This window comes from Novipirellula sp. (assembly GCF_041583735.1).
In the GTDB taxonomy this organism is placed as follows: Bacteria; Planctomycetota; Planctomycetia; order Pirellulales; family Pirellulaceae; genus Novipirellula.
Map to the genome: position 1 here is coordinate 1 of NZ_JBFHFD010000642.1, position 4,968 is coordinate 4,968.

Annotated in this window: 2 protein-coding genes and 1 pseudogene; 1 reads left to right on the forward strand and 2 read right to left on the reverse strand. The window is 54.1% G+C overall.

All coding sequences use genetic code 11. From position 1 onward, the window contains the following. Positions 1-1,445, reverse strand: a 1,445-nt coding sequence (locus ABX962_RS30055; RefSeq protein ID WP_372725076.1) for a CmpA/NrtA family ABC transporter substrate-binding protein, incomplete at its 3' end; no start/stop codon positions are given. A 786-nt stretch (positions 1,446-2,231) separates the two neighbouring features. Here ABX962_RS30055 and ABX962_RS30060 point away from each other — a divergent pair. Next, a complete protein-coding gene (locus ABX962_RS30060; RefSeq protein ID WP_372725074.1) occupies positions 2,232-3,881 on the forward strand; it encodes an alginate export family protein in 1,650 nt (549 codons plus the stop codon). A 135-nt stretch (positions 3,882-4,016) separates the two neighbouring features. Here ABX962_RS30060 and ABX962_RS30065 read toward each other — a convergent pair. Then, positions 4,017-4,968: pseudogene (locus ABX962_RS30065) on the reverse strand (hypothetical protein); the annotation flags it as partial.

A 4,968-nucleotide genomic window follows, 5' to 3' on the forward strand; every position in this document is an offset into this window, starting at 1 on the left:
AGCTTTGTGGGCGGGGCATCAGCAGAGTCGCCGTCCTTATTGCCAATCACGAAGCTGTTGATATAGCCAATTGGATCACGAGCATCGTAGGTGTTGCCGTCGATGAATTCGTCGGTCGCTGGCCGATAGCCGTCATAGTCGCTCGCGGGAATTTCTTCCGTCGAAATCTTCCCTTCGGCCACCAGCATCGCAGCAGCCTTGCGGTAGATCTCAGGTTTGTAGACTTCTTTCGCGGTCTCTTCGTACCACTTGGCCGGCTTGCTTTCGGTGATCTGCCCCCAACGACGCATTTGGGTCAGGAACCAAATACAATCGCTGTAGTGCGGATAGCTGGCGTGATGACTGAAGAACACATTAAAATCAGGCATCGGGCGAACATCGGTCTTTTGAAAGACAAAGGTGCCCGTCATGCTTTTCTTGATCAACTCTTCGTCGGCTCCGACGTAATCCTTGCCACTGAGAATCTTTGCTGCTTCCTGACGATTGACCAGCTTGCCATCAGCATCGGTTTCGTCAAGCCATTTGCCTGCTCGAATCAACGCCTTAACGACTGCGATGTGAGTATTCGGGTACTTCTCGTTCCACTCCGCAGAAACCCCGAACACCTTTTCCGGGTTGTTCTTCCAAATGTCGTAATTGGTCGTCACCGGGACACCGATCCCCTTGGCAACCGCCTGCTGGTTCCAAGGTTCGCCAACACAGTAACCCAGGATCGTCCCCGCTTCGAGAGTCGAAGGCATTTGTGGCGGTGGCGTGACCGACAACAGAACGTCAGCGTCAACCATCCCTGTAATATTGTCTTTGTTATAGAACCCAGGGTGAATCCCAGCCGCAGCTAACCAGTAACGAATTTCGTAGTTGTGCGTGCTGACGGGAAACACCATCCCCATGTTAAAGTCTTTGCCGTCTTGCTTGTAACGATCGACAATCGGCTTGAGCGATTTTGCCGAGATCGGATGCGGCGGGGTTGGCGATTTCAAACTCTCGTCATTCTCTTGCATCTGGCTCCAGATCTCGTTGCTGACCGTGATGCCGTTTCCGTTGTAGTCCAAGCTGTAAGCGGTGATAATGTGCGCTTTGGTGCCAAATCCGATCGTCGCTCCGATCGGTTGGCCGGCGAGCATATGAGCGCCATCGAGCTGGCCGTCGATGACGCGGTCCAGCAAAACTTTCCAGTTCGACTGGGCTTCGATCTCGACATTCAGGCCTTCGTCCTGGAAGTACCCTTTCTCTTTAGCAATCACAAGCGGTGCACAGTCGGTTAGCTTGATAAAGCCAAACTTCAGCGATGGTTTTTCGATGTCTAACAATTCGGCGACAACGGCATTCTCAACGACTGACGCGCCATCAGATGCAGTGTCTTGTTGCACCTTCGCAGCAGCGGCCTCCAAGTCTTCCAGCGTAATCTTCGATCCTCCACAGCCAGTGGTCGTTAACAGCAACAACGCAGTCAAGGAACACACGGACCCCCAAAGGGCGAGATTCTGAAACGGTCGACAGAGGGTTACGGAAGGCATAAATACAGACCTGGGCGTTGCGCCGCCGGAAAAAGTAGAGGAGTGACAAGAAGGAGGGGATACACACGCAAGGCAGCCATCCGGTGCGTACGATCGGGTACGGTAGGGGGCTGCGTTGCCGTCTGCAGTGTTAGGCAACAAATGGGCCAACCGCCCATCTAGTCAGGGGGACACCGGAGCTAAGGCGAGGAAACTCACAATAAGACCCTTGCTGCGGGACCCAGAACCTCGGTAGCGTCTTTGATTTTCTCGAAAATACCAGTTTTTGTATTTTGAGTATCGGTTTTGGATCAGCTTAGAATGTCAGCAGTTGCCTATTTGTTAAGCATGGCCACCCCCTTCCAGACGCATGAGGGCGCAATAGAGGCCCGCTAACCATGATCGTCCCGTTTGTATGGTTGGTAGGGGTGCGGACTGTACACCCCCTGCATTAACGGTGTCGTTCAGGATCGTTCGTCCGGATTAGTGCGATCGATCGCATTTTAAGTGCCAGCCATTTATTGCAGGTCCCACCCCTTTGGGATGCCGATGGCAACCATAGTCTCGATTTACTGGAGACGGTAAGGGGTTGGCGGGAATGAGGAATTCTCTCCATGAATGATGTTCTTGTTGATGCGGAAAACGCATGGACGAAGCGCGGGAACGCATGCTGCAAATCCGTGACTCCTTACTTTGGTTTTGCGAAATATCATTCATCGAGGAAGGAACCTCTCCATGTTGGCGACCCCAAAACGACGCCGTTCGCGTGCCGCACTGCTGGCGGCTCTATCGACTTTGTTCACGCTTAACGCGGCAGTCGCGGATACCTACAGCGATCTCCCCCCATCGGAATCCGCGACGGAAACCGTGTTCGTCGAGCCGGCCGTTCGCGTCGTTAGCGATACAGCCGACACCGCAGCCGAAGCGATCGCGGCGAACGAGGCTGGGCCGCTGTCGGAGACCGCGGTTTACCCCGAAGCGTTGCCAGCCCCGGCCGACTATACATCGGCACCCTGCGGATGCTGTAACAGCACCTGTTGCACAAAGAAGCAACGCGACGCCGCAACCGAGAAGATGAAAAAGGCCTACGGTGGCGTGTTCTATGCCAACGATTTCAGCTATTTGAATGACCCTTGCTACAATGGCCCCTCGTTTTTCGGCGATTCACTCAAAGGGCTCGCCGATGGCAAACTTGATCTTGGTGGCGAAGTTCGCGTTCGTTATCACGACGAAGATGGGATGCGTGGGCTTGGATTGACCGGACGCGACGACGAATTCTGGTTGACTCGCTTGCGTCTGTTCTCGGACTACCGCATGAACGACTACATTCGTTTGTATGGTGAGTACTTGTACGCCGATTCGGGAGGCGAGTTTTTCAACAACCGCCCCATTGAAGAGAATCGTGGCGAGATCCAGAACTTGTTCGCCGATGTGAATTTGTTCTCGGACGGCTGCAGCAAACTAACCGCACGCGTCGGTCGCCAAGAATTGCTATACGGTAACCAGCGGTTGATTTCGCCATTGGATTGGGCCAACACCCGCCGCACGTTCGAGGGTGGACGCTTGATGTATTCCAACGAAGACTGGAACGTGGATGGATTCTTTGTTCATCCCGTCAATCGTAACGCGGCGACGGAGAGCAAGATTGATGACGCGGACGAGAGCGTTGACTTTTTTGGCACCTACCTAACCCGCAAAGGGTTGGATATCGGCACCTTGGATATGTACTATCTCGGGCTCGATGACAGTACCGACAATTTTGACTACCACACGCTGGGATCTCGCGTTGCCGGTAGCAATGGCGACCTGCTTTACGAAATCGAAGGCGGTGTGCAGTTTGGTTCCAACAGTAACGGCAGCAGCCACGACGCTGGTTTCTTCACCGGAGGATTGGGACGCAAACTAAAGGTCGCCGATTGGAAGCCCACGGTTTGGTTCTGGTATGACTATGCCTCCGGTGGCGACGCCGACTTTGTCGCTCGCGGTGACGACGCGTTTGATCACCAATTCCCGCTGGCCCACAAATACAATGGTTTCATGGACTTGTTTGGCCGTCGTAACCTTCACGACATCAACATGCAGTTCATCACTCCGGTGCTTGGCCCCAACATCAATCTATTGGTTTGGTACCACTATTTCCTGCTTGACACGTCGACCACGCCCTACGGCGTAACGATGCAGCCGTACAACACAACCGCATTGGCCGAAGACAAAGAACTCGGACACGAGATCGACGTCGCCATCAACGTCAATTTGAACCCGCGTAGCAGCATGCTGATCGGCTACTCGCGTTTCTTTGCCGGCGATTATTACGACGAAACTCCAGGCGTGTTGTCCAACGAGGATGCCCAGTTCGTCTACACTCAGTTTCAAACGCGTTTCTAACCAACCACCGACCGGTTGAAAACGAAAAACGCCGCTTGATCACGCAAGCGGCGTTTTTTTGTGAGCCGTAGCCGTAAGGCAGCAAGCAGGGCGGCATCTCTAACAATCACGCACGCACCGCGAATCTAATGAACCTTAGTGAACGGCGATGGTGAGCCATCCGTCGCGTGAATCGATGTGGTGGGCGCGGTATTGGCGTCCGCGAATCGCTTCGATTTCAACGGTCTGCGGGACCTCGATCTCACGCTGCAAAAGCGATTCGGGAAAGACTTCGTCAAAGCGTTTTTGAATCGTTCGCTTTAGCCCCGCCTGGGAAACACTCAACCGTTTACGTCCGGGGAAGTCAACATTGACATCGGCATCACGGATCAAAATGGCGTGCCCTTCGGGGGTCATCGCCGGTCGGTAGGTGGCGGTAATTTCCATCGGCACCTTTAATTCGCGTTCGCCTTGGGCAAACCGAGTTCCGCGAACCCCAAAACGAATGGCGCCGTCGCGTGCTTCAAAAACGATCGGTTGCAATCGAGCAAAATCGATTTCAAACGGCGGCTCAGCATCGTCGCCTTCTTTCTTTTCAACCGGTCGGCCTGCTTCGGCCAACAAGTCGTTGATCATCGCTTCGTTGACGGTTCGCCCGGCCAAGAAAGGGCCCAAGGCATTATCCACTATCGATTCTTGGATTTGAATTGCAGCGTCATAGGCAACCGAGATCGGCGGCCGCGAGACGGTTGTCGAAATCTGGTCATTGCGGCGCAACGTCGTGTCGACAAACAAGGCGTCGTCGGTCGAGCCCCATAGTCGAGCTGGATCGACAAGCGACAATCGGTTCAATGTGGGAGCGATTTTTTGCGAGATGTTGGGCGTTTCCATCCCACTGGCTTCGCGAGTTTGTTGGGCAAACTCTTCGCCTACCTGCTGCCGCATTCGCTCAACGGCGATGCGGTCCGCTTTGGGTTTCTGCTCGGCAGCCTTCTTTCGTGCGATGCGGCGAACCAGTTTCAACTTGTGTTCGATCGCGGTAATTTCGGTATTCAAAGAAGCCGTCGCAAAAGCGGGGTCCATCGTCACGCCCGACTCGTTGATGTTC